We start from the raw sequence: 19,473 nt of genomic DNA on the forward strand, positions 1-19,473 counted from the left end.
GCCATGGCTGAGGCCCAGAACATCCCCGTGGGATCCACCACCGCGGGCTCGATCGCGGTCGCCGCGGAGTCGACCGTCGCCACGCGCATGAGCGCGCCCCCGTCCTTCGACGTGGCGGACTTCCCCGTCCCGCACGGCCGGGAGGAGGAGTGGCGGTTCACCCCGCTGGAGCGCCTGCGCGGCCTGCACGACGGCACCGCCGTCGCGAACGGCGACGGCGTGAAGGTCGAGGTCCAGGCCCCCGAGGGCGTCACCGTCGAGACCGTCGGCCGTGGCGACGCGCGGCTCGGCAAGGCCGGCACCCCGGTGGACCGGATCGCCGCCCAGGCCTACTCGGCCTTCGAGAAGGCCTCGGTCGTGACCGTCCCGAAGGAGACCGTCCTCACCGAGCCCGTCCGCATCGCGGTGCACGGCGAGGGCGGCACCGCCTTCGGCCACCAGGTGATCGAGCTGGGCGCCTTCGCCGAGGCCGTCGTGGTCATCGACCACACCGGTGACGCGGTGCTCGCCGCCAACGTCGACTACCTCCTGGGCGACGGCGCCAAGCTCACCGTCGTCTCCGTCCAGGACTGGGACGAGAAGGCCGTCCACGTCGCGCAGCACAACGCGCTCGTCGGCCGCGACGCCTCCTTCAAGTCTGTCGTCGTCACCTTCGGCGGCGACGTCGTCCGGCTGCACCCGCGCGTGCAGTACGCAGGCCCCGGCGGCGAGGCCGAGCTGTTCGGCCTCTACTTCACCGACCAGGGCCAGCACCAGGAGCACCGCCTCCTCGTCGACCACAACGTCCCGCACTGCAAGTCGAACGTCGTCTACAAGGGCGCCCTCCAGGGCGACGACGCCCACGCCGTGTGGATCGGTGACGTGCTCATCGAGGCCAAGGCCGAGGGCACCGACACGTACGAGATGAACCGCAACCTGGTCCTCACGGACGGGGCGCGCGTCGACTCCGTACCGAACCTCGAGATCGAGACCGGCGAGATCGTCGGCGCCGGCCACGCCTCGGCGACCGGCCGCTTCGACGACGAGCAGCTCTTCTACCTCATGGCCCGCGGCATCCCGGAGCACGAGGCCCGCCGCTTGGTGGTCCGCGGCTTCTTCGCCGAACTGGTCCAGCAGATCGGCCTCCCCGACATCGAGGAGCGCCTGATCGCCAAGATCGAGGAGGAGCTGGAGGCGGCCGTCGCATGACCTTCGTACGCGCCTGCGGACTGGGCGAGCTGGAGGACGACACCCCGAAGCGGGTGGAACTCGACGGCACGCCCGTGTCCATCGTGCAGACCGAGGGCGAGGTGTTCGCGATCCACGACATCTGCTCGCACGCGAACGTCTCCCTGTCGGAGGGCGAGGTCGACGACTGCCACATCGAGTGCTGGCTGCACGGCTCGCGCTTCGACCTCCGCTCCGGCAAGCCCGACGCCCTTCCGGCGACGCGCCCCGTCCCCGTATACCCCGTAAAGATCGAAGGGGACGACGTGCTCGTCTCCCTCACCCAGGAGTCCTGAGGCACCCATGGCAACGCTTGAAATCCGAGACCTGCACGTCACCGTCGAGGCCGACAACGCCACGAAGGAGATCCTCAAGGGCGTCGACCTCACCGTGAAGCAGGGCGAGACGCACGCCATCATGGGCCCCAACGGCTCGGGCAAGTCGACCCTCGCCTACTCCCTCGCGGGTCACCCCAAGTACACGATCACCGGCGGCACCGTCACCCTCGACGGCGAGGACGTCCTGGAGATGTCCGTCGACGAGCGCGCCCGCGCCGGCCTGTTCCTCGCCATGCAGTACCCGGTCGAGGTCCCGGGCGTGTCGGTGAGCAACTTCCTGCGCACCTCCGCCACCGCCATCCGCGGCGAGGCCCCCAAGCTGCGCACCTGGGTGAAGGAGGTCAAGGAGGCCATGGAGCGCCTCAACATCGACCCGTCCTTCGCCGAGCGCAACGTCAACGAGGGCTTCTCCGGCGGTGAGAAGAAGCGCCACGAGATCCTCCAGCTGGAGCTGCTCAAGCCGAAGGTCGCGGTCCTCGACGAGACCGACTCCGGCCTCGACGTCGACGCCCTGCGCGTCGTCTCCGAGGGCGTGAACCGCGTCCGCGAGACGGGCGAGGTCGGCACCCTGCTGATCACGCACTACACGCGCATCCTGCGCTACATCAAGCCCGACCACGTGCACGTCTTCTCCGGCGGCCGGATCGTCGAGTCCGGCGGCGCCGAGCTCGCCGACAAGCTGGAGGAAGAGGGCTACGAGGCATACACGAAGGGTGGCGCATCCGCGTGACACAGCTGCCGGGCCTCCTCGACACCGAGGCGATCCGCAAGGACTTCCCGATCCTGGACCGCCAGGTCCACGACGGTCAGAAGCTCGTGTACCTGGACAACGCGGCGACCAGCCAGAAGCCGCGTCAGGTGCTGGACGCACTCAGTGAGTACTACGAGCGCTACAACGCCAACGTCCACCGCGGTGTGCATGTGCTCGCCGAGGAGGCCACGGCGCTGTACGAGGGCGCGCGCGACAAGGTCGCGGACTTCATCAACGCGCCCTCGCGCGACGAGGTGATCTTCACCAAGAACGCCTCCGAGTCGCTCAACCTCGTGGCGAACATGCTGGGCTGGGCCGACGAGCCCTACCGCGTGGACTCCGAGACCGAGATCGTCATCACGGAGATGGAGCACCACTCCAACATCGTGCCGTGGCAGCTGCTCGCGCAGCGCACGGGCGCGAAGCTGAAGTGGTTCGGCCTGACCGACGACGGCCGCCTGGACCTGTCGAACATCGACGAGGTCATCACCGAGAAGACGAAGATCGTCTCCTTCGTGCTGGTCTCCAACATCCTCGGCACCCAGAACCCGGTCGAGGCGATCGTGCGCCGCGCCCAGGAGGTCGGCGCCCTGGTCTGCGTCGACGCCTCCCAGGCCGCCCCGCACATGCCGCTGGACGTGCAGGCCCTCCAGGCCGACTTCGTGGCCTTCACCGGCCACAAGATGTGCGGCCCGACCGGCATCGGCGTCCTGTGGGGCCGCCAGGAGCTGCTGGAGGACCTGCCTCCGTTCCTCGGCGGCGGCGAGATGATCGAGACGGTGTCGATGCACTCGTCGACGTACGCCCCGGCCCCGCACAAGTTCGAGGCGGGCACCCCGCCGGTCGCCCAGGCGGTCGGTCTCGGCGCGGCGATCGACTACCTCAACTCGATCGGCATGGACAAGATCCTCGCCCACGAGCACGCGCTCACCGAGTACGCCGTGAAGCGGCTGCTGGAGGTCCCGGACCTGCGCATCATCGGCCCGACCACGGCCGAGGAGCGGGGCGCGGCGATCTCCTTCACCCTCGGGGACATCCACCCGCACGACGTGGGCCAGGTCCTCGACGAACAGGGCATCGCCGTCCGGGTCGGCCACCACTGCGCCCGACCGGTCTGCCTGCGCTACGGAATTCCTGCGACCACGCGAGCGTCGTTCTATCTGTACTCCACGCCGGCCGAGATCGACGCGCTGGTCGACGGCCTGGAGCACGTTCGGAACTTCTTCGGCTGAAGGGCGTGAGCTGAGACCGTGAAGCTGGACTCCATGTACCAGGAAGTCATCCTGGACCACTACAAGAACCCGCACGGGCGGGGCTTGCGGGATGGCGACGCCGAGGTGCACCACGTCAACCCGACGTGCGGTGACGAGATCACGCTGCGCGTGAAGTACGACGGCACGAGGATCGAGGACGTCTCGTACGAGGGCCAGGGCTGCTCGATCAGCCAGGCGAGCGCGTCCGTACTGAACGACCTGCTCGTCGGCAAGGACCTCGCGGACGCGCGGAAGATCCAGGAGACCTTCCTGGAGCTGATGCAGTCCAAGGGGAAGCTCGAGCCCGACGACGCGATGGAGGACATCCTGGAGGACGCGGTCGCGTTCGCCGGGGTGTCCAAGTACCCGGCCCGGGTCAAGTGCGCCCTGCTGAGCTGGATGGCCTGGAAGGACGCTACGGCCCAGGTGCTGGGCGGAGCCGACGCCGAGAAGGAGACGACGGCATGAGCGAGACCGTGGAGATGAAGCCGGCCTCGGAGGAGGAACTCCGTGAGGCCCTGATGGACGTCGTCGACCCCGAGCTGGGCATCGACGTCGTCAACCTGGGCCTGATCTACGGCATCCACATCGACGACGCGAACATCGCGACCGTCGACATGACCCTGACGTCGGCGGCCTGCCCGCTGACGGACGTCATCGAGGACCAGGCCAAGTCCGCCACGGACGGCCTGGTGAACGAGCTGCGCATCAACTGGGTCTGGATGCCGCCGTGGGGCCCGGACAAGATCACGGACGATGGGCGGGAGCAGCTTCGGGCGCTCGGGTTCAACGTCTGAGATCCACCGACTGACGTGAGGGCGGCACCTTCCGGGGTGCCGCCCTCACGCATGCTCAGGCCAGTCCGCCCACCAGCCGGAACGCCGTGTCCGCGCGGTACAGGGCGCTGTGCTCGTACGGCTCCAGGCGGAGCTGGAAGTTGCGGTGGCGCAGGAAGCGGCCCGGGTGGTTCACCGACTCCAGCATGACCGCGCCGGGGTGGGAGGCGGGGCGGGGGCAGAAGGTGGCGTCCTTGTGGAACAGGGACGAACCGTCGTTGCCCTCCTTGACCAGGACGAAGCTGCGGTGGCGGAGGTAGCGGCCGTCCGCCGTGGCGAAGGAGTAGCAGGAGGAGTCGGCGAGACCGGCGACGCGCCGGAAGGTGGCGTCCTCCCGCTGCTCGGGTCCGGAGCCGATCTGGTCCAGGCGCACATAGCCGTCGCGCACGCGCCAGTAGCGGTCCGGGTAGTTGACCGAGCGTATGGAGGTGCCGTCGGGGGCCGGCGGCTTCGCGGGCTTGGACGGCTTGCCGGACGCCGGTGGCTTGGGCGCCTTCTCCTGCGGCTTCGGGGAGGGGGCGGCGCTGGTGGGCGCGCTCGTGGCGGGGGTGGGGGACGGGCGGCCGCGGTCCGCGCCCGGTGCGTCGGAGGCGCTCTTGGAGGGCGTCGCGAAGGAGATCAGGCCGCCCGGGGCCGAGCTGCTGAGGGTGGTCGGCTCCGCCGCCTCGTGGGCCGGCTCGGCGGATTCGTTCTCCATCACGGTGATGGCGGTGACGCACGCGGTGACCGTGGCCAGGGCGAGGGCGCCCGCCAGCCACAGGCGTCGCGTTCCCGGTGCCCTGGTGGTGTCCGGGGCCCAGCCGCTCTCCCAGGGGCGGTCCTGCGGCGGCCGGGACTTCTCTTCTGACATGCGCTGTTCCTCCGGCGGGGCACCCTTGACGGCGGCGCGGTTGTGGGGGCCCGGTGTGTGATCGGGTGGACACCGTAGTGGACGCGTGGGACTCGTGTGGCGCGTTTTGTGAGAGCGGTTTCTCATCGGTATCCGGTCTCGTTGTGTACGGGCGTACATATCATGTGTACGCTCGCACACATGGGTTATCTGCTGCTGGCCGGAGCCATCGCCGCCGAAGTGGGCGCGACCACCGCCATGAAGTACAGCGACGGGTTCAGCAGGCTCGGGCCCTCGCTGCTCACGCTCCTCGGCTACCTGCTCTCCTTCGGGCTGCTCGCGCAGACGCTGAAGACCGTCTCCGTCGGCACCGCCTACGCCATCTGGGCCGGGGTGGGCACGGCCGCCATCGCCACGATCGGCATCGCCTTCCTGGGAGAGGGGATGACGGTCGCCAAGGCCGCCGGGATCGGGCTGATCATCGTCGGCGTCGTGGTGCTGAACCTGGGAGGTGCCCACTGATGCCCCGGCGCCACGACCCCGAGCGACGGCAGCGGATCATCGACGCGGCGATCCGGGTCGTCGGCTCGAAGGGCATCGCGGGCCTGAGCCACCGCACCGCCGCCGCCGAGGCCGACGTGCCGCTCGGCTCCACGACGTACCACTTCAGGACCCTCGACGAGCTGCTGGTCGCCGCGCTGCGGCAGACCAACGAGGGCTTCGCCAAGGTGATCGCCTCGTGCGGTGGCCTGGACGACCCCCGGACCGACCTGGCCGCCGAACTCGCCGGCTGGATCGGGCAGTGGCTCTCCGGTGACCGCACGGGGGTCGAGCTGGAGTACGAGCTCTACCTGGCCGCCCTGCGCCGACCCGCCCTGCGGCCCGTCGCCGCCGAGTGGGCCGAGGACGTCGCCGAGCAGCTGTCCCGGCGAACGGATCCCGTCACCGCGCGGGCCCTGGTGGCGGTCGTCGACGGCATCTGCCTGCAGGTGCTGCTGACCGGGGTGCCGTATGACGAGGCGTATGCGCGGGAGGTGCTAGGGCGGGTGTTGGCGGGGGCCGAGGGGTGATGCCGGTGGGGGTTGTCCGAGGGCGAGGCACCCTGGCCGGGGCACCCTGGCCGGGGCACCGTGGCCGGGGGCCTGGGTGGGGTGGCCGCGGGCAGAGGGGGTGCGGCCGGGGAGTCACCGGTGGGATGGTCTCGGACTCGGTGTGCGCGGATGTCGTGACGTCGGTGTCCGTGCTGTTGAGGGGTGCTGTGCCGCGGTGGATACCGCCCGTCCCGTGAGACGCCCCCACACCGGTTCGCATCGACCGCCGTCCGCCGGTTAGGTTGCCCTCATGACCGACACGACTGCTCCTCGCACCACCGGCGCCGTGGCCGCCGGCCTCGCCACGATCGCCGCCGACGGCACCGTCCTCGACACCTGGTTCCCCGCGCCCGAGCTCGTCGCAGAGCCCGGCCCGTCCGGCACCGAGCGGCTGTCCGCCGAGCGGGCCGCGGAGCTGCTCGGCGGTGGCGCGACCGCGGCGATCGGCCCGGACGCCCGCCGGGGCGTCGAGGTGGTCGCGGTCCGCACGGTCATCGCCTCGCTCGACGAGAAGCCGATCGACGCGCACGACACGTACCTGCGTCTGCACCTGCTCTCCCACCGCCTGGTCAAGCCGCACGGCCAGAGCCTGGACGGCATCTTCGGCTTCCTCGCCAACGTCGCCTGGACCTCGCTCGGCCCGGTCGCCGTCGACGACCTGGAGAAGGTCCGGCTGAACGCCCGTGCCGAGGGCCTGCACCTCCAGGTCACCTCCGTCGACAAGTTCCCCCGCATGACCGACTACGTGGCCCCCAAGGGCGTCCGCATCGCCGACGCCGACCGGGTCCGCCTCGGCGCCCACCTCGCGGAGGGCACCACCGTCATGCACGAGGGCTTCGTCAACTTCAACGCCGGCACGCTCGGCACGTCGATGGTCGAGGGCCGCATCTCCGCCGGTGTCGTCATCGGCGACGGCTCGGACATCGGCGGCGGCGCCTCCACGATGGGCACCCTGTCCGGCGGCGGCAACGTCATCATCTCCATCGGCGAGCGCTGCCTGATCGGCGCCGAGGCGGGCGTCGGCATCGCCCTCGGCGACGAGTGCGTCGTCGAGGCCGGCCTCTACGTCACCGCCGGCACCCGCGTCACCATGCCCGACGGCCAGATCGTCAAGGCCCGCGAGCTGTCCGGCGCCTCCAACATCCTCTTCCGCCGCAACTCGGTCACCGGCACGGTGGAGGCCCGGCCGAACAACGCGGTGTGGGGCGGGCTGAACGAGATCCTGCACAGCCACAACTGATCATCGGCGGCCGTGAGCTGCGGTCGCCAGACCGAGCACTGACCCGCTGCTGAGCAGTTGTCGACGTGGTCACCGATGAGCGCCCTTCCGCGGCCCGAGGACGGCCCGGGAGGGCGCACTTTGTTGAGCACGGTGCATGCAGCTCTGGTGTCTGCTTCTGTTACAGCAGCGCCCAGACACTCAAGAGGCCGCCGCTGATCGCCAACTTGCAGCATCGGCGGAGGGTTTGGCCGACGGCCGGCCCGGGAGCGGGACGGCCGACGATCCCGTACGGATGACCGGGCGTGACCTCGGGGTGGGCTTGGCAGATGAACGGGTGGACGCAGTGTCCGATCATTCGCCGAAACGACGAAACGAGGACCGGAGCATGAGGAACGAGCGGGGACGGGGCGCGGCGCGCTTGCTGGCGGGGGCCGTCGCGGTGGTGGCGGTGTGCTGGCTGCCGGCGGGGGTCGCGCACGCCGACGAGAGCAACACGGGCTCGCACAACGGTCACCGGGTCGGGCTGGTCAACGTCGGTCAGGTCGACGACCCGGCTGAGGACGTGCTGGAGCACACGCTGTTGTTCGGGGACGGGTACGCCTGGAACTGAACGGGGGAGCGTACCCGTACCTCGGCGGACGGTCCGTGTTGCAGGTGGCTGTGACGCGGGCCGTTCCTTTTTTGTACCGGTGGGTGGCATAGCGGGGGGTGCCCGCGCGCGTCACAAGGGGTACGGGGAGCGGGCACAGGGTCCGCCCCGGGGGAGAGCGAAGGTGACGATGGATGCCGAAGCGCAGGAGAGCTTCCGGGAGTTCGTGGCGAACCGGTCGTCCGCGCTGCTGAAGACGGCGGTCCTGCTGAGCGGCGGCGACCGGCACGCGGGTGAGGATCTGCTGCAGAACGCGCTGATCAAGGCGGCGGGCCGCTGGCACCGCATCGACGAACCCGAGGCCTACGTCCGGCAGGTCCTCTACCGGCAGCAGGTCAGCCGCTGGCGGCTGAAGTGGCCGAGGCGCGAGCTGAGCGTCGCCGAACCGCCGGAGACCGGCACCGCCCCGGACGCCTCCGGCGCGGCCGAACTGCGCCTGCTGATGCGCGGCGCGCTGGCCCGGCTGACCGCGCGGCAGCGCACCGTGCTGGTGCTGCGCTACTTCGAGGACCTGCCCGAGAGCGAAGTGGCCCGCATCCTGGGCTGCTCCGTCGGCACCGTACGGTCCGCCACCCATCGCTCCCTCGCCCGGCTGCGCGCCCTCGCGCCCGAGCTGGCCGCCCTCGGTCCGGCCGCCGCCGAGCAGCGGCCCTCCCCTGACTACTCGCCCGTGGAGGTGCGTCAGTGAACGTCGACGAACTCGTGCGTGACGCACTGCGCGACCAGGCCGACGGGCAGCAGCCCGCCCCGGCCGGCTTCGCCGACCGCGTGCTCGCGGTCCGCCGGCGCCGTCGCGGTCGGCGCATCGCGTCCGCCGCGGCCGCCGCCGCGGCCGTGATCGCCGTGGCCGTGGCCGTGCCCGTGCTGGACTCCGGCAAGGAGGACGTCCGCCCCTCGGGCGGGGTGGAGCAGAACGGCATCACCGCTCACCCGGACCAGTCGCCGCCGCGCGACATGATCGTGGCCGGGCGGGTCGCGCTGGCCGCCTACTTCACCAGGGCGACCGTCGAGCAGTCCGCCGACCGTGCCGTGTCGCAGCGTACGTACTGGCTGCTGAACCCGCGGACGAAGAAGTACGTGAAGGACGAGCGCTGGTCCTACGTCGCGGTCGCCCCGGGGACGACCACCGCCGCCGTCCTGGAGCGGGACCTGCCCGTGCCGCGCATCGGGCTGCTCGACCTGGCGAGCGGCCAGGTCAAGCGGTGGATCCCGGTCGACCGGCCGGTGGCGGGCGTGGAGTTCTCGTCCGACGGCAGGAAGCTCGTCGCGACGACGTACAGCGAGAACCCCGACCGGCGGGTGAAGATCGAGGGCTCGGAGGGCTGGGACGCCCCGTTCGGGCAGTCGGACCGGACCGGGTTCCACGTCATCGACGTGGCCTCCGGGAGCAGCTCCTGGGCCGGGGTGGAAATCGGCGGCGGCGCGCACAACCCCGACGTGTTCATCAACTCCCGCCAGGACTTCGCCTTCACGCGCGACGGCCGTCTCGTCTGGTCCGGGATGCCCACCGAACCCGGTGAGAAGTTCTACGACTTCACCGGCAAGGAGGTCCCCGGGCCCGCGCCGGACCGGTACCTGGACTGGTCCGTCGACGCGCGGGTGTCGCCGGACGGGCAGTTCGTCGCCGGTCCGTTCGCGGGGCAGAAGTGGAAGACGTCCTCCTTCGTCCTCGACGCGCGCACCGGCAAGCAGCGCGAGGTGCGCGGGCAGCAGCTGCTGGCCTGGGCCGACGGGAACTCGCTCGTCGCCTGGGACATCGGGCCGGACGGGAACGAGTACCACCAGCGGCTGGTGCTGGTGACCATCGGCGGCGAGAAGACGACCCCGCTCAGTGACTTCCGGTCGCCCAAGGACAACACCAAGGGGCGGTGGGAGCCGGTGTTCGCGGAGCGGTGATCACGCACGGAGCGGTTATCGCGTGGAGTGGTGATCACGTGCTGAGCGCTGATCACGTGCTGATCAGGTTTCTGTGGAGTGCGAGCAGTCCGTCGGCCGTCCCAGGGTCGGCGGGCCGCAGCGGTGCGCGGACCCGGCCCCCGGGCAGGTGCAGCGCGCCGAGGAGCGCCTTGGCGGTGACGGCGCCCGGCAGGCCCGCCGACATGATCGCCTCGATGAGGGGCGTGGCCCGCTGCTGGAGCCGGGCGGCCCGGGAGGTGTCGCCCGCGTCGAAGGCGTCCAGGACGGCCCGCAGGTGGTCCGGGATCACGTTCGCGACCGTGCTGACGTAACCCGCGCCGCCCACGGCGTACAGCGCGAGATTGTGCTCGTCGCAGCCCGCGTAGTACGCCAGGTCCGTGCGGGCCAGGACCTTCTGGGCGGCCAGGAAGTCGTTGGAGCAGTCCTTGACCGCGACGATCCCGGGGTGGTCGGCGAGGCGGAGGAGCGTCTCCGGTTCGACGCGGGTGCCGGTGCGGGCCGGGATGTCGTAGAGCATGAGCGGGAGTCCGGTGCTGTCGGCGATCTCGCGGAAGTGGGCCTCGAGCGCGTCCTGCGGGGGCCTGCTGTAGTACGGCGCCACCACCAGCAGGCCGTCCGCGCCCGCCTTTTCGGCCTCCCTGGCGAGTTCGGCGGTGTGGCGGGTGTCGGGGGTGCCGACGCCCGCGACGATCGAGGCCCGGTCGGCCACGGCCTCGCGGACCGCTGCGATCAGGGCCGACTTCTCGGCGTCCGTGGTGGTCGGGGACTCACCCGTCGTGCCGGAGAGGACGAGGCCGTCGCAGCCGTTCCCGACCAGGTGGGCGGCGAGGCGCTGGGCGCCGTCCAGGTCCAGGGCGCCGGAGTCGGAGAACGGGGTGACCATGGCGCACAGCGTGCGGCCGAAGAGAGGTGTCATGCGCTTAGTGTCGACGGCTTGATTGTGTAGTTCTACTTAATTTTCCTAAGGGGTGTTTTTAAGGGGTGCTTCAGGGTTGGGTGTTCTTCCCAGCGGGGGCGCGATGAGTCACCATGGCCAGGACGGTCGCGGACGGGAAGTCATGGGAGGCGTCATGAAGCTCGGCAAGGCACTGGCGATCGGGGTCGCGGAGGAGCAGCCGCAGGTTCGGGACGAGGAGGTCGAGCTCACTGACCTCCCTGACCTCCAGGACGTCGAGGAGACCGCGCCCGAAGAGGTTCCGGTCGCCCGATGAGGCTGCGGCTTCCGGCGGAGCGTCCGACGGAGCCGCCGACCGGATACAAGATCGCCCACCCGGTGCTGTCCCAGGACGGCACCCGGGCCGGGTTCACCGGTGTGTCGCTGGGCGGCGCGCTGCCGTACGGCGTCGTGGCCGACGCGTCCTGTGTGTACGGGCTGCGGCACCGGCCGCCGCATCGCCGCTGTGACTGCGGCTTCCACTGCGTGCACGACCGGGCGGCGGCGGAGGCGCTGCTCTGCGCGGACGACCATCGGACCGCCGTACTGCTGGAGGTCTCCGTCCTCGGGGCCTACATCCGCTTCGAGCGCGGGTTCCGGTATGCGCGGCAGCGGGTGCGGGTGGTGACGGTGGGGCCCTGTGCCTGCGGCGCCCGGGCGAGTGCGCTGGTCGACGCCGGGTGGGGGCTTGTCGGGTGGCGGGCGCTCGCGCCCTGCTGCGGGGGGTGTCTGCGGGGGCGGACGTCGCTGTCGCCGGCCGGGTTCGCGCGGTTGGCGGGGGACGGGGTGCGGGTGTGTGTGCGGGCTGTGGGTGGTGGGGGTGGGGCGTCGGCGGGGTCTGGCGGGGTGACGGCGGTGGGCGCGGCCGACGGGATGGGCGTGCCGGAACTCGTGGCCGAGGCGGCGTTGTTGCAGGCGCGGCTCGACTGGTTCCAGGCGCAGCTGGCGCGGCTTCGGGAGCGGGGGAGTGGGAGTGCGAGCGGGGAGCGGAACAGCTAGGACGCAGCCGGGTCGCAACCGGGTCGGGCCGTAGAGGCGGCCGGGTTCGGCCGCAGGGGTAGCCGGGGGGGCGTCCGGGTACTCGGGGGTTCCTACTTCGAGAGGAGGCGGAACACCGTGACCGGGACCATGGATCATCGGGCCGTGCACGACGAGCACCACTCCGTGGGTGAGCTCGTCGGACAGGCCGCGGAACAGCTCTCCCGTCTCGTGCGGCAGGAAGTGGCTCTCGCCAAGGAAGAGCTGGCCGAGAAGGGCCGGCGGGCGGGGCGTGGCGGTGGGCTGCTCGGCGCGGCGGGTGCTGTCGCGTACGCCGGGCTGCTCGCGCTGGCCGGTACGGGTGTCGCCGCTCTCTCGCTGGTACTGCCCGTGTGGGCCGCGGCACTGATCGTGACGGGGGTGCTGTTCCTGATCGCGGCGGTGCTGGCCGCGGTGGGGCGGGGGCAGCTGCGGCGGGCCGCGCCGCCGACGCCTGAGCAGGCGATCGGCAGTGTGAAGGCGGACGTCGAGGAGATCAGGGAAAGGGCGCATCGATGACGGAGCCGACGGGTGGGGCGAAAGGGCCCGACGAGTTGCGGCGTCAGATCGAGCGGACGCGTGGTGAACTCGGGAACACGGTGGAGGAGTTGGCCGGGAAGGCCGATGTGAAGGGGCGTGCGCGGGCGCGGGCCGCCGACCTTCGGGACAAGGCCGGGGCCATGACGGTGCAGTTGCGCAGCAGCGCGGCGCAGGCGGGGCACTCCGTGCAGGACCGTGCTGCTCATGTCGGGCCGCGGCCGGTGCGGACCGTGGTGCAGGCCGGGATGCGGCATCCGAAGCCGGTGCTGGTGGCCGGGGCGGCGGGGGCCGTGGTGGCTGTCGGGGTCGTGCGGTGGAGGCATGCGCACGGGCATCGGTGAGGTGCGGTGACGCGTGGCGCGGTGCCTGCGGCGGCCTGTGCGGCTGTGTGGGGGCTTGTGTCGCGCCTACTCGCCGGTGGGTGGGTCGGGGCCGCGCCGGGGGGTGTCCGTCCTCGGAACGGCGCGATCGACTTGGGTGCCGACCGACTGTTCGTTGACGCGCCAACCGCTGCGGGCGGACACCCCCCGACACGGCCCCTTGCGTACGACGGCGGGTGCGGGCGCGTCGTGGCTGCCGCCGCAGGCCCGCCGCCGCGGGGACCCGCCCCGCCCGGCTGCGGGCGTGCTCTGCGAAGCCGAGAGTTTGGGGGAGGCACCCCGCTCCGCCGGGTTGCGGGCCCACCCGGCTCCAGCAGCAACGCCGAGTCGCCGAACCCCACTTGACCTCAAGTTCGGTCGAGGTTGAAAGGTGAGGGGCGTGGCAATCGGCGTACACGACTGGAGTGTTCAATGACCCGGCGGACCGAACAGCACCCCGATCTCACCGACCCCCGCATCGGTGCTCCCTTCTTCAGTACCTGGCGGGTCGGCACCCCCGAGCGGCAGCGGCAGGCCGTGGAGGCGATCGCGCGGGCCTGGGAGCGTCGGCCCTGGCCGACCGGAGACCTGCTGGGGTACCACGTGTACGCGGGGCACGACGGGGACACCCTGCTGCACTACTCGCAGTGGAGAACCGAGCAGGCCTACGAGGCGTTCGCGAAGACCCACCGGCAGGAGCGCGTCGACGAGATCGACACGGCCGTGCCGGGGATCGAGCGGGTGGAGCTCGTGCCGTACCGGCGCTATCGCAGCGGCGGCGGGCGTGAGGGCGCGGCGCCGGTTCCGGGGTGTGTCGTGATCGTCGACGTCCGGTTCGACGGGCCCGACGAGGAGCGGCAGCGTGCCTGGGTCGACGCGGTCTTCGAGGCCCTGGCGAGCGAGTCGGAGCCGCGTCCCGGTGGTATCTCCGCCCACTTCCACCTCAGTACGGACGGCACCCGGGTGCTCAACTACGCCGAGTGGGAGAGTGCCCAGGCGCACATCGACGCCCTGGCGGCGCCGGGCGACGGTGTCGGCTCGGCGACCGAGCAGTGGAAGCGGGTGCAGAACTGGCCCGGACTGCTGGAGAGCGGCTCCGTCAAGCGGTACGACCACGTCCTCGGGCTGGTGCCCTGAGGGGCGGGGCCGGACGGCGCGTCCGGCCCCGCCCCGCCGTGCTAGGGGCGGAACCGCAGGACCTGCGGGTCGTGGTCGCTGATCTGGTCGTTGAACTCCGCGTTGACGTGCACGCTGTCGTACTCGAAGTCGCAGTCGCGGCGGATCGACGGGCTGATCAGGATCTGGTCGAGGACCTGGCTGTTGCCCTGGTAGACGTACGAGTAACGCTCGTTGCGGGGGAGCGACTTGATGGCGGACCACAGTTCGCCGCGGCCCTCCAGGATCTCGGTGGTCTGCGAGAACTCGAAGTCGTTGATGTCGCCGAGCGTGATGACGTCCGCGTTCTTCTGGGTGTCCAGGATGTCCTTGACGAAGGCGTTCACCAGGGTGGCCTGCTGGTGGCGCTGCGTCTCGGAGCTGCGGGACGGCGGCTGGTACTGGGAGGTCAGGCCCTGGTCGCCGCCCTTGGAGTTGAAGTGGTTGGCGATCACGAAGACCGTGCGGCCGCGGAAGGCGAACTCGCCGGCCAGCGGCTTGCGGCTGTTCTTCCAGGCCTCGTCGGCGGGGGCGATACGGCCGGGGCTGTGCGTCAGGTGCGCCTTGCCGCGGATCTTCGTCACGCCGGTGGCCGTCGTGGCGTCGCCGCCCGGGGTGTCCGTGAAGGAGACCCGCTCCGGGTTGAACAGGAACGCCTGGCGGATGTTGCCGCCCGGCTCTCCGCCGTCCGTGTTGTCGACCGGGTCGATCGAGCGCCAGTCGTAGCGCGGGCCGCCGACGGCGACGATCGCGTCGATCAGCTTCGTCAGGGTCTGGTCGGCGGCGACCGTGCCGTCGTTCTTCGCGCCGTTGTTGTCCTGGATCTCCTCCAGGGACACGACGTCCGGCGACCGCAGGTTGTTCACGATCGCGGCGGCGTGGGCGGCGAACGTGTCGTCCGTCGGGTCGAGGTTCTCGACGTTGTACGTCGCGACGGCCAGTTCCGAGGAGCGCTGCTTGCGCGTGGTCTCGCGCTCCAGGCCCGCGCTCTTCAGCGTGCCGAGCTCGCTCGCGACCAGGGTGTAGCCGCCGAACTGGTTGTAGTCCAGCGGGCCCGTGGTGCTGCCCGCGAGCGTGTCGCCGACGTTCGCCTTCGGGAAGTCCGCCGTCGAGCCGAGGAACTGGATCTGGAGGCGGCCCGTGTTCTGGGCGTCGTAGGAGCCGTAGACCGTGCCGCCGCGGCGGTTGCGGTTCTCGTACGGCTTCACCGTCACCCACAGCTCGGTGTACGGGTCGGTGGCGCCGACCACGCGCGCGTCGGAGACCCGGACGGTCATGCCCTCCAGGGACTCGTAGCGGTCGAGGGCGTACTTCGACGGCTGGAGCGGCAGGGCGTTGACCGAGCCGTTCGCGGCGGTGTCGCCGGCCGGGGCGTAGGCGGCCGGGACGGACTTCGCGTCGACGACGGTCGCGGCCGGGAGCGGGTTGCCGCTGGAGACGACCGTGGTCGTCGGCTTGGTGATCTCGGTCAGGGACTGGTTGCCGGAGGTGGTGCCGCCGGGGACGTACTCCGCGACCGTGCCGCTGACCTTGACGGAGTCACCGACGGCCACGCCCTTCGGGGTGGAGCCGGTGAAGACGAAGACGCCCTCGCTGGTCGCCGGGTCGGCGTCCGGGGTCGGGTCCTGGATCCAGAAGCCGCGGGACGAGCCGTAGGTGCGGATGCCGGTGACGATTCCGGTCACGTCCGTGACCTGCTTGCCGGCGTACGGGGATATCCGGGTGCTGCCCTGGATGTCGTGGACACGGACCGATTCCGCGTGCGCGGGGGTGGTGAGGACGATCGTGGATGCCGCGGAGCACGCGGCGGCGACGGTGAGCGCGGCGAGGCGCGCGGACGACTTGCTCGGCAACGGGATTCCCTCCGGGGACGTGACAGGGCGCCGGGACGAGGGTGGTGCTCGGACTGTCTGCCGCTACCTGTGGGGCGGGCGGTGTGACGCGCGTAGAGGGCTGCGGACGGGGCACGTGGTGGGGCAGGCCCGGTGAACAAGTGTCCGCCGACTTCTACGCGCGTCAATCTCCAGCCTGGTCACATCACTTGTCAAGGTTTCGGCCATGTACGGTGGCTGACGGGGAGATGAAGTGGGCGGCATGGGTGGAAATCCGTCTAGGCTGAGCGGCTGAGTCGTATGAGGCGCCGCTAGGAGAAACAGCCGATGTCAGACAGCTCCCCCTTGCCGCCGGTGCGGCTGCACCCCGAAGCGGAGCTGGCGCGCGACGCGCTGTCCACGCCGTTGCTGTCCCGGGCCGCCCGGCTCGCCCGCTGGGCCGGGCCGGACACCCGGGTCGACGCCGGGGGCGGGCTCGTCGACGAGCAGGTGCCGGCCGCCGCCGAGGTGCTCGGGCTGAGCGGGGACGACGCCGCCGCCGACGCCAGTGAGGCCTGGCGGGTGGCCGTGGACGCCGGTCTCGTCGAGGTCGTCGACGAGGAGGAGGGCACCGTCCGGGCGGGCGAGGACCTCGCGCTGCTCACCGGCGGCTCCCCGCAGGACGTGCTCGCCGTGTGGCTCGCGGCCCTGGAGACCGTGCTCGCCGACGCGAGCGTGCCCGACCTGGACGGGCTCCTGGACGAGGACGGCGAGGTCGACGTCTCCGCCCTCGACTGGGACCCCGAGGCCGAGGCCGAGTTCCTCGACGGCGTGCTGGGCAACCTCTACCTGCTGACCGCAGGCGAGGACACACCCGGCGACGCCCCGGTGCCGCTGCCCGCGCTGGCCGCCTCGGTGATCGTGCCCAGCGACATGGGCGAGCCCACCAACGACGTCCTGGAGCAGGTCTCCGACGCGATGATGCGCCTGGACGACCAGTTCCGGATGCTGGAGCCGGTCGGGCTCGTGGCCTACCGGCCCGTGGACGAGGCGCTCATGGCCGATGCCGACGAGGAGCCCGCGGCGCCCGTCGACGACACCGACGTCTCCCGCTACGGCATGGTCCGGCTCACGCCCCTCGGCCTGTACGGCATGCGCGCCCGGCTGCTGGAGGCCGGGTTCGAGGCGCCGGCCGTCGGGGACCTCGCGGACAAGGGGGCCGACGCGCTGCTCGACGGCACGGCCGCGTACCCGCCGGGTGCGGCGCAGGCCGAGACCGAGCAGTGGCTCCAGCGGCGCGAACCCCTGGCGGCGGCACGGGAGTTGCTGGCGGCGGCACGGGGCTCCGACACCGGGGCGCCGCTGCGTCGGCTGCGGTGCCAGCAGGCCTTGTCGCTGGTGGGGGCTTCGGCCGAGCCGGCGCTGCGGGAGGTGCTCGACGACGCCGAGCTGGGTGGGCTCGCCCGGGTGTGGCTGACCGAGCACGGAGCGGCGGACGTGCCCGCGCCGTCCGAGGCGATGGTGTACTGGCTGACCATCGACACGGTGGCCGCGCAGCTGGCGGCGGAGGGCAACTCCGAGGAACTGCGGGCGCTGGTGGAGGGGCTGGCGCGGCAGCACGGTGGGTTTTTCGAGGCCGTGTGGCGGGTTGATCACCCTGCGACCGCGGATGTGCTGGAAGCGATGGGGCGGTTGCATCCCGACAAGAAGGTGGCGAAGGAAGCGCGGAAGGCTGCGTTCAAGGCGCGATCGCAACAGGGTGGTTGATCCGAGTTCAGCGGGTGCGGCGTCGTCGCGGCTTGTCGCGCCGTTCCCCGCGCCCCTGAGGTGTTGTTCAACCGGCGTTCATGGATGAGCGCGACGGTGTCGCCGAACGAGGTTCGCCACCCTCCACGGCATCCCCCGTCACAGGAGACACCCATGTCGCTCACCCGCAGGGACTTCGCCAGAACCTCCGCGATCACCGGTGCCGGTGTCGCGCTGGCGGGCAGTGTCGGCGCCCTCGCCACCGCACCGAACGCCCTCGCGTCCTACGACACCGACACCGACAGCGCGGAGGACGCGGCGGACGGCGGGAACGGGGTCGGCTACGGGCCGCTCGTCCCGGACCCCGACGGGATCCTGGCCCTGCCCGCCGGGTTCACCTACAAGATCATCACCTACAGCGGCAGGACCAGGCTGGAGTCGGGCGAGTTCACGCCGTCCAACCACGACGGCACCGCCGCCTTCGACGGCCCGCGCGGCACCACCCTGCTCGTCAACAACCACGAGCTGAAGGGCCCCCGCGCCAACTGGAAGCACCCGGTGCCGCTCACCGAGGGCCTCGTCTACGACCCGGCCGCGTCCGGCGGCTGCACCGTCGTCGAGGTGCGCCCCGACGGGCGGGTCGCCGAGTGGGTGGGCATCGCCGGCACCTCCACCAACTGCGCGGGCGGCGCCACTCCCTGGGGCACCTGGCTCACCTGCGAGGAGAACTCCGACCGGGCCGGCACCAACGGCATGACCAAGGACCACGGCTACGTCTTCGAGGTCGACCCCGTCGACCGGCGCGCCAACCGCGATCCCAAGCCGCTGAAGTTCTTCGGCCGCTACGACCACGAGGCCGTGGTCATCGACCCCAAGCGCGGCCACGCCTACCTCACCGAGGACGACGACGAACCCAACGGCCTCTTCTACCGCTGGACCCCGCCCAAGGGCTTCACGTACGGCCCCGGGAAGTTCCGCGAGCTCGCCGACGACGCAGGAGTCCTCCAGGCACCCAAGTGCTTCGACGCCGGCGGCCGGTTCGTCGACGACCTGTCCCGCGCGACGAGGACCGGCACCGTCTACGGCGTCGACTGGGTGGACGTGCCCGACCGCGACGCCCGGACCACCCCGGTGCGCGAGCAGTTCGCCGACGGCGAGGTCACCCGCGCCCGCAAACTGGAGGGCATGTGGTGGGGCGACGGCGGCGCCTACATCGTCTCCTCGTACGCCCGTGAGGAGAGCCCGGTCCAGCACGACGGCCAGGTCTGGTTCTACGACCCGAGGCGCCGGACGCTGACGCTGAAGGTGCTGCTCGGAGTGAACCCCGACCCGTCCGAGGACGGCGCGTTCGACGGCCCCGACAACATCACCGTCTCCCCGTACGGCGGCCTCGTCCTCGCGGAGGACGGCGAGGGCGTCTCGCACCTCTTCGGCGCCACCGACAGCGGCCGCACCTACCCGATCGCCCGCAACGACCTGAACGTCGGCACCGAGGAGGAGCCGGAGTACAGCGAGTTCGCCGGCGTCACCTTCTCGCCCGACGGCAAGACCCTTTACGCCAACATCCAGGACCCGGGCATCCTGCTGGCCATCACCGGTCCCTGGAAGCGCCAGAAGAAGTAATTAATCGCTCGCAGTTCCGGTGCGGCCCCTCCTACAGTGAGATCACAACGTCACGCACCTCCCGGTGCGATGGCAGCGGCTACTTCTCTTCCAAAGAATCCGACGCCGCCGCCGACTTGATCTCGGGAGGCGCAGCATGGGGTGGGTGCCCGGTGCGCAGGCAACGGTTACTTCCTTTGATCGGACGGTTGCGGGT

Annotated in this window: 22 protein-coding genes; 19 read left to right on the forward strand and 3 right to left on the reverse strand. The window is 71.2% G+C overall.

Annotated elements, in window-relative coordinates; genetic code table 11:
* The first annotated feature begins 3 nt into the window (after positions 1-3).
* From sufD to ACSUPV_RS31230, 6 genes are read left to right on the forward strand one after another with little or no spacing between them, the layout of a single operon-like run.
* Positions 4-1,188, forward strand: coding sequence for a Fe-S cluster assembly protein SufD (gene sufD / locus ACSUPV_RS31205; protein ID WP_436948994.1), 1,185 nt, complete (start codon positions 4-6; stop codon positions 1,186-1,188).
* A complete protein-coding gene (locus ACSUPV_RS31210) occupies positions 1,185-1,502 on the forward strand; it encodes a non-heme iron oxygenase ferredoxin subunit (RefSeq protein WP_031117374.1) in 318 nt (105 codons plus the stop codon). Before sufD ends, ACSUPV_RS31210 begins: the two co-directional genes overlap by 4 nt.
* Before the next feature lie 7 nt (positions 1,503-1,509).
* Positions 1,510-2,274: a Fe-S cluster assembly ATPase SufC gene (gene sufC / locus ACSUPV_RS31215; protein ID WP_031117373.1), complete on the forward strand. Its 765-nt coding sequence runs from the start codon at positions 1,510-1,512 to the stop codon at positions 2,272-2,274.
* On the forward strand, positions 2,271-3,527 hold the full coding sequence (locus ACSUPV_RS31220) for a cysteine desulfurase (protein ID WP_031117372.1): 1,257 nt from the start codon (positions 2,271-2,273) through the stop codon (positions 3,525-3,527). The genes sufC and ACSUPV_RS31220 overlap by 4 nt, the downstream gene beginning before the upstream one ends.
* 18 nt (positions 3,528-3,545) lie before the next feature.
* Positions 3,546-4,016, forward strand: a complete 471-nt coding sequence (gene sufU / locus ACSUPV_RS31225; protein ID WP_031117371.1) for a Fe-S cluster assembly sulfur transfer protein SufU — start codon at positions 3,546-3,548, stop codon at positions 4,014-4,016.
* Positions 4,013-4,345: a metal-sulfur cluster assembly factor gene (locus tag ACSUPV_RS31230; protein WP_031117370.1), complete on the forward strand. Its 333-nt coding sequence runs from the start codon at positions 4,013-4,015 to the stop codon at positions 4,343-4,345. The genes sufU and ACSUPV_RS31230 overlap by 4 nt, the downstream gene beginning before the upstream one ends.
* Positions 4,346-4,400: 55 nt before the next feature.
* Here the strand turns inward: ACSUPV_RS31230 and ACSUPV_RS31235 are convergent, their stop codons facing one another.
* Positions 4,401-5,234 carry an AbfB domain-containing protein gene (locus tag ACSUPV_RS31235; RefSeq protein WP_037757013.1) on the reverse strand — a complete coding sequence of 278 codons (834 nt, stop codon included), beginning with the start codon at positions 5,232-5,234 and terminating at the stop codon, positions 4,401-4,403.
* 180 nt (positions 5,235-5,414) lie between these two features.
* Between ACSUPV_RS31235 and ACSUPV_RS31240 the strand changes: the two genes are divergently transcribed.
* From ACSUPV_RS31240 to ACSUPV_RS31265, 6 genes are all read left to right on the forward strand, one after another.
* Positions 5,415-5,735, forward strand: a complete 321-nt coding sequence (locus ACSUPV_RS31240; RefSeq protein WP_031117368.1) for a DMT family transporter — start codon at positions 5,415-5,417, stop codon at positions 5,733-5,735.
* A complete protein-coding gene (locus ACSUPV_RS31245) occupies positions 5,735-6,283 on the forward strand; it encodes a TetR/AcrR family transcriptional regulator (protein WP_031117367.1) in 549 nt (182 codons plus the stop codon). Before ACSUPV_RS31240 ends, ACSUPV_RS31245 begins: the two co-directional genes overlap by 1 nt.
* A 271-nt stretch (positions 6,284-6,554) precedes the next feature.
* A complete protein-coding gene (gene dapD, locus ACSUPV_RS31250) occupies positions 6,555-7,544 on the forward strand; it encodes a 2,3,4,5-tetrahydropyridine-2,6-dicarboxylate N-succinyltransferase (RefSeq protein ID WP_031117366.1) in 990 nt (329 codons plus the stop codon).
* Between the two features lie 367 nt (positions 7,545-7,911).
* On the forward strand, positions 7,912-8,136 hold the full coding sequence (locus tag ACSUPV_RS31255) for a hypothetical protein (protein ID WP_031117365.1): 225 nt from the start codon (positions 7,912-7,914) through the stop codon (positions 8,134-8,136).
* Positions 8,137-8,305: 169 nt separating this feature from the next.
* Positions 8,306-8,863 (forward strand): SigE family RNA polymerase sigma factor, encoded by a 558-nt coding sequence (locus tag ACSUPV_RS31260; protein WP_037757258.1) that lies wholly within the window; start codon positions 8,306-8,308, stop codon positions 8,861-8,863.
* Entirely contained in the window at positions 8,860-10,071 is a 1,212-nt protein-coding gene (locus ACSUPV_RS31265; protein WP_037757011.1) for a hypothetical protein, read from the forward strand. Before ACSUPV_RS31260 ends, ACSUPV_RS31265 begins: the two co-directional genes overlap by 4 nt.
* A gap of 52 nt (positions 10,072-10,123) precedes the next feature.
* Here ACSUPV_RS31265 and dapA read toward each other — a convergent pair whose 3' ends face one another.
* The gene (dapA, locus tag ACSUPV_RS31270) at positions 10,124-11,008 is read right to left on the reverse strand and encodes a 4-hydroxy-tetrahydrodipicolinate synthase (RefSeq protein WP_436948995.1); all 885 of its coding nucleotides are present in this window, start codon (positions 11,006-11,008) and stop codon (positions 10,124-10,126) included.
* Positions 11,009-11,162: 154 nt separating this feature from the next.
* Between dapA and ACSUPV_RS31275 the strand changes: the two genes are divergently transcribed.
* The 5 genes from ACSUPV_RS31275 to ACSUPV_RS31295 all read left to right on the forward strand — a co-directional run bounded on the left by ACSUPV_RS31275 (position 11,163) and on the right by ACSUPV_RS31295 (position 14,079).
* Entirely contained in the window at positions 11,163-11,303 is a 141-nt protein-coding gene (locus ACSUPV_RS31275; protein WP_359795027.1) for a hypothetical protein, read from the forward strand.
* The gene (locus tag ACSUPV_RS31280; protein ID WP_436948996.1) at positions 11,300-12,025 is read left to right on the forward strand and encodes a hypothetical protein; all 726 of its coding nucleotides are present in this window, start codon (positions 11,300-11,302) and stop codon (positions 12,023-12,025) included. Before ACSUPV_RS31275 ends, ACSUPV_RS31280 begins: the two co-directional genes overlap by 4 nt.
* A gap of 117 nt (positions 12,026-12,142) precedes the next feature.
* The gene (locus ACSUPV_RS31285) at positions 12,143-12,562 is read left to right on the forward strand and encodes a phage holin family protein (RefSeq protein ID WP_031117360.1); all 420 of its coding nucleotides are present in this window, start codon (positions 12,143-12,145) and stop codon (positions 12,560-12,562) included.
* On the forward strand, positions 12,559-12,924 hold the full coding sequence (locus ACSUPV_RS31290) for a DUF3618 domain-containing protein (RefSeq protein WP_031117359.1): 366 nt from the start codon (positions 12,559-12,561) through the stop codon (positions 12,922-12,924). The genes ACSUPV_RS31285 and ACSUPV_RS31290 overlap by 4 nt, the downstream gene beginning before the upstream one ends.
* Positions 12,925-13,374: 450 nt before the next feature.
* Positions 13,375-14,079 (forward strand): antibiotic biosynthesis monooxygenase, encoded by a 705-nt coding sequence (locus ACSUPV_RS31295; RefSeq protein ID WP_031117358.1) that lies wholly within the window; start codon positions 13,375-13,377, stop codon positions 14,077-14,079.
* A 41-nt stretch (positions 14,080-14,120) separates the two neighbouring features.
* On the opposite strand, the gene ACSUPV_RS31300 is transcribed toward ACSUPV_RS31295, so the two are convergent.
* The gene (locus tag ACSUPV_RS31300; RefSeq protein ID WP_436948997.1) at positions 14,121-15,950 is read right to left on the reverse strand and encodes an endonuclease/exonuclease/phosphatase; all 1,830 of its coding nucleotides are present in this window, start codon (positions 15,948-15,950) and stop codon (positions 14,121-14,123) included.
* Between the two features lie 306 nt (positions 15,951-16,256).
* On the opposite strand from ACSUPV_RS31300, the gene ACSUPV_RS31305 reads away from it, so the two are divergent.
* Positions 16,257-17,675 carry a hypothetical protein gene (locus ACSUPV_RS31305; RefSeq protein ID WP_359792657.1) on the forward strand — a complete coding sequence of 473 codons (1,419 nt, stop codon included), beginning with the start codon at positions 16,257-16,259 and terminating at the stop codon, positions 17,673-17,675.
* Positions 17,676-17,828: 153 nt separating this feature from the next.
* Positions 17,829-19,277: an alkaline phosphatase PhoX gene (locus ACSUPV_RS31310; RefSeq protein WP_436948998.1), complete on the forward strand. Its 1,449-nt coding sequence runs from the start codon at positions 17,829-17,831 to the stop codon at positions 19,275-19,277.
* The last annotated feature ends 196 nt before the right edge of the window (positions 19,278-19,473 follow it).

This window comes from Streptomyces sp. SudanB52_2052 (genome assembly GCF_964272415.1).
Lineage (GTDB): Bacteria > Actinomycetota > Actinomycetes > Streptomycetales > Streptomycetaceae > Streptomyces > Streptomyces olindensis.